Annotated in this window: 5 protein-coding genes; 2 read left to right on the top strand and 3 right to left on the bottom strand. The window is 64.6% G+C overall.

The annotated features are described in order from the left end of the window. On the top strand, positions 1–168 hold a 168-nt coding region (locus tag NKI29_RS33225), incomplete at its 5' end, for a GMP synthase (glutamine-hydrolyzing) (RefSeq protein WP_502896757.1). A 231-nt stretch (positions 169–399) separates the two neighbouring features. On the opposite strand, the gene merBA is transcribed toward NKI29_RS33225, so the two are convergent. The 3 genes from merBA to NKI29_RS33210 form a co-directional block, all read right to left on the bottom strand. Further along, positions 400–2,664, bottom strand: coding sequence for a bifunctional organomercurial lyase/mercury(II) reductase MerBA (gene merBA, locus NKI29_RS33220; RefSeq protein WP_352784891.1), 2,265 nt, complete (start codon positions 2,662–2,664; stop codon positions 400–402). A 245-nt stretch (positions 2,665–2,909) separates the two neighbouring features. Continuing rightward, complete coding sequence (locus NKI29_RS33215) at positions 2,910–3,203, bottom strand: cation transporter (RefSeq protein ID WP_352623141.1); 294 nt, start codon at positions 3,201–3,203, stop codon at positions 2,910–2,912. A 21-nt stretch (positions 3,204–3,224) separates the two neighbouring features. Then, on the bottom strand, positions 3,225–3,650 hold the full coding sequence (locus NKI29_RS33210) for a mercuric transporter MerT family protein (protein ID WP_352798680.1): 426 nt from the start codon (positions 3,648–3,650) through the stop codon (positions 3,225–3,227). An 85-nt stretch (positions 3,651–3,735) separates the two neighbouring features. On the opposite strand from NKI29_RS33210, the gene NKI29_RS33205 reads away from it, so the two are divergent. After that, complete coding sequence (locus NKI29_RS33205) at positions 3,736–4,164, top strand: MerR family transcriptional regulator (RefSeq protein ID WP_352593727.1); 429 nt, start codon at positions 3,736–3,738, stop codon at positions 4,162–4,164. Positions 4,165–4,274 lie beyond the last annotated feature (110 nt).

Here is a 4,274-nt window from a genome sequence, read left to right as displayed (position 1 = left end):
GCGCTGCGCGCCGTCACCTCGGTCGACGGCATGACGGCCGACTTCTACCATTACGACATGGCATTCCTGGGAGCAGCCGCCACCCGCATCATCAACGAGGTACACGGCATCAACCGCGTCGTCTACGACGTGACGAGCAAACCGCCAGGCACAATTGAGTGGGAGTGACGGATACAAATGGCGGCAATAGCGTAGTTTGAAGTAGTTACGACAAGTCTTCGTGGCACTCTTGAGCGACCTCCAATGACTCAGGATATTCCTCGTGTGATTTGATGGCGCTTTCTCGAAAAGTAAAGAGAGGTGTGGTCGGCGGAGTATATTGGCGTGCTGGAGCGTACAATTCGGCGGTTCGCTGGAGATCGGCGCAGCTGGCGTCGCAATCGGAAAATGAACGCAATCCTAGCCAGCGCAGCACGACAACTTGGCGACGTCCTTGGCAAAGCCGAGTGCCGCGAGCTTCAAGCCCTCGACAGTGGTTAAATACGGAAAGATCGCATCGGCGAGATCCTCGACATTGAGGCCTTGCCGGATCGCCAGCGCCGCGGTCTGGATACTGTCGGCTCCTTCCGGCGCGAGAATATGCGCGCCGAGCAACCGGCCACTGCTGGCATCGGCCACGAGCTTGATGAGCCCACGGGTGTCGCGAGCGGCGAGTGCGCGCGGCACCCGCTCGAGACCGATCGTCGAGACACGGACGGCATGTCCGGCGGCACGGGCCGCGGCCTCGGTGAGGCCCACGCTCGCCACTTGCGGGTCGGTGAAAACGATGGCAGGCATGGCGCTGTTGTCGTAGCGCAGGCTGTCGCCGTTGAGCGCATTCTTGGCAGCAAGCTTGGCACCATAGGCGGCCATGTAGACGAACTGGTCGCGGCCGGTGACATCGCCGGCAGCATAGATGCCGGCCCCGGAGGTGCGCATGCGGTCATCAACGACAATGCCGCCTTTCGGTGAGAGCACGATGCCGTGCTCGGCGAGCCCAAGGTCTTCGATGTTGGGCGTGCGACCGGTAGTGATCAGCACCTGATCGGCGTCGATCGTCGTATCGTGGCAGTCGATGGAAACGTCGAGCACAATGCCGTTCTCGGTCCCGCGGATAGCACGGTAGGCGATGCCAGAGACCACGGTGATCCCTTCGTCCTCGAAATACCCCGTCAGGGCCGCGCCGATCTCGGGCTCGGCCTCGGGGAGCAGCCGAGACCGGCAAACGAGCGTCACCTTGACGCCGGCGCGGGCGAACATCTGGGCGAGTTCCGCCCCGATGTAGCCGCCTCCGATGACGAGCAACGATCGTGGTAGCTCCTCAAGATCGAGCGCGGTCGTACTGGTCAGATAGGGCACGTCCTCAATGCCAGGGATGGCGGGAACAGCCGGCCGCGCGCCGGTCGCGATAATGATCTTGCCGGCGGGAATGCGCGCGCCGTTCACCTCGACACCACCTTCCACGAGACGCGCCGCGCCCTCATGATAGGCGATGCCGTTATAGGCCGGCAGCAGATCCACGTACTTGGCTTGGCGCAGTTCGGAAACGAGTGCGTCCTTCTGACGGATGGTTCCGCGCCAGTCCGTCAGCTCGGCCTCGGCGGTGATGCCGGCAAAACGCGCTGCCACGCAAGCATTGTGCAGCGTCTCGGCGGCGCGGATCAGCGTCTTCGACGGTACGCATCCGATATTGACGCAGGTGCCGCCGATGGTGCCGCTGCCGATGAGGGCCACCCGTGCGCCCTGATCGGCAGCTGTGATGGAGGCCGAGAAGCCGGCCGAACCGGCACCGATCACCGCAAGATCGTAGGCGCCACCATTGCGACCGTTCGTGCGAAAGCGACAGTCCGCGACTGCGGCCGTCTTCGATGTCGAGCCGACCGAGGATTCTGCCGCGGTATCGAGGCCAGCAAGGCTGGGCCCGAAAAGAGCCCGGCCAGCCTCCAGCGCTTGCTCGATCGACAGCCGGAATCCGGGCTCGTCCGTGGAGCGCTCGCCGCGCCAGGCAGAGAGGTGGTCGTCCGAACAGAAGAAGGCGGTCGTCGCACATAGCGAGCTGGCGGCGCACGCGCCTTCATAGCGGACGCTATGCCACATGACGGCCGATCGCGGCTCGATCTCGGCCAGCCCCCGCCCTTGGTTCCGCGTGGCGATCCGGATCGGTGCACCGCAATGGCGGCAGCGCGAAGCTATCGCGATGTCGCGATCGGTCATGGCGCCGATGCCGAGCGCGTCGACAGCGCACATTGCGTTGAGAACACGCCCGTCCAGTGTGACGTGGTGCCCCGTGTCTCGGTCCGTGAAGGGATAGGCGCCGACGATCCGCTCACAGTCGAGGACGACCAGGTCGCGACCGCGGAGCTCTTCGAGCAGAGGCCGGATGGCCGTCCCGCTCAACCCCGCGCGCTCCGCGAGCGCGCCTGCAGTCGGGGCTCGTCCGTTTTCGGCGTAGAGTTGGAGCAGTGCGACGCGAACGCGGTCCGTGGCGGGATCGTAGCCGCTCCAGCGATCGAACACATGGTCGGAGCCGACCATGGCCTGCAGGGCATCTTGGACCGCCGGCGATGTGACCACGGACCAGTCCGGAAACGTCACGCCGGGTCGCACGGTGTAGCTGGGCAGCGTCGCGGACGCCGAAGCTGCAAGCTTGTCCCGTGATGAGGAGGATGCGCAGCAATCATTCATGGTTTCACGCCTTCCTTATGAATCCTCGTCTCGCAGCCCGCCGCTTTTGCCCGGCAATGGTGGAAGCCTCACGCGACGAGACCGAGGCCCGCGACGATCAGGGAAACACCACCGGACCCGCACCCGCCAGCCATGCACTGAGGCTGGCCAGGGGCAGGCCCACGGCGAGGAGTGGCGCCGCGCAGCAAATCGCTGCGAGAATGGCGCCAACCACGCCTGCGCGGACCAAGGCTCGGTCACGCATCTCAACTGCCCTGCTGCACCGGATGAGCCGGATAGCCGGCATTCATGCTGGCGGTCGCAATGGCGTTCGGGTTCGTCTTCGTGTCATCGAACGTCACGGTCGCGGTCTTGGCTTGGAACGAGACGGCCACCTTCGCAACGCCGGGGACCGCCGCCATCGAGCTCTTCACGATGTAGGGGCACGAGGCGCAGGTCATGTTGTCGACAGCGAATGTGACGGTCCGCTCACCGGCGAAGGCGGCTGGAGCCACCATCACCGAGCTGATCATTGCGAGCGTGTTCAAATACTTGTTCACGGGACGGGGCTGCTCTTGGTATTAGGCGCGAAGCAGCAGTGGGGCGACATAGTCGAAGGCGAAGGCGGCGATCACCAGCACGGTCGCGATCCAGAGCGCGAGCTGCACGAGGCGGTTGGGGATTGGGCGCGCGCAAGCGGCGTCATCGGCGCAGGCTCGCCTGGGCTTCCAGTAGACGAGGTAGAAGCCGCATCCGAGAAGGCTTGCCGTGCCGGCGACGAAGAATGGCTTGTAAGGCGCGAGCGCCGTCAGATTGCCGATCCAGGCCCCGCCGATGCCAAGGCTGAACAGAAGCAGCGGCACGATGCAGCAGGAGGAAGCGGCAAGCGCGCCGAGAATGCCGCCAAGGGCGATCAGGCGTTGCCGTCCGACCTCGCCCCGCTCGGACGCGGCGAGAACTGTCGTAGCGGCCGCCGTGTCTGCCGTTCCCGGTCGCGATGCGAGCATATCAGGCCTCTCTTTCCTTGCCGAAATGCCAAGTCTGTCGTAACATGCAGTCTGTAGTCACTACAGGGTCAAGAGAGATTTTGCGATGCGCGATCACACCGTGGTGAAGGGCCTGCAGCGGGCCGAGCTCGCCCAGCGAACGGGATGCAACCTGGAGACCGTGCGCTACTACGAGAAGGTCGGCCTTCTGCCCGAGCCGCCGCGTACGACGAGCGGCTATCGCAGCTACGACACCATGCACGAGCGGCGCCTTTGCTTCGTGCTACGCGCGCGAGAGCTAGGCTTTTCCCTCGATGAAATCCGCGAACTGCTGCGCCTCGTGGATGAACGCGATCGGCCTTGCGGCGAGGCAAGAGATGTGGCCGCCGCCCATCTTAAGGACGTGCGGACGAAAATCGCTGACCTCAAACGGATGGAGCGCATGCTGAAGGAGGTGGTCGCGCAATGCGCTGACGGCACGTTGCCGGAGTGCCCGCTGATCGAGACGCTGTTCCAGGAGCGAACTACCGCATAAGTGCGTCCGAAGGCGACTGGACGATGCGCGCCTACCGCGAGCACGCGGTCGAGACGATCCGCAAACAGGTCGGCAAGGGCAAGGTGATCTGCGCGCTGTCGGGCGGCGTC

The sequence above is a fragment of the Mesorhizobium sp. M0678 genome, assembly GCF_040320505.1.
In the GTDB taxonomy this organism is placed as follows: Bacteria; Pseudomonadota; Alphaproteobacteria; order Rhizobiales; family Rhizobiaceae; genus Mesorhizobium.
This window is presented reverse-complemented; position numbering and strand designations above follow the sequence as displayed.

Excerpts from the sequence above, each read along its gene's own strand:
- merBA (WP_352784891.1), bottom strand. The coding sequence starts at position 2,664 with ATGAATGATTGCTGCGCATCCTCCTCATCACGGGACAAGCTTGCAGCT.
- NKI29_RS33210 (WP_352798680.1), bottom strand. The coding sequence starts at position 3,650 with ATGCTCGCATCGCGACCGGGAACGGCAGACACGGCGGCCGCTACGACA.
- NKI29_RS33205 (WP_352593727.1), top strand. The coding sequence starts at position 3,736 with ATGCGCGATCACACCGTGGTGAAGGGCCTGCAGCGGGCCGAGCTCGCC.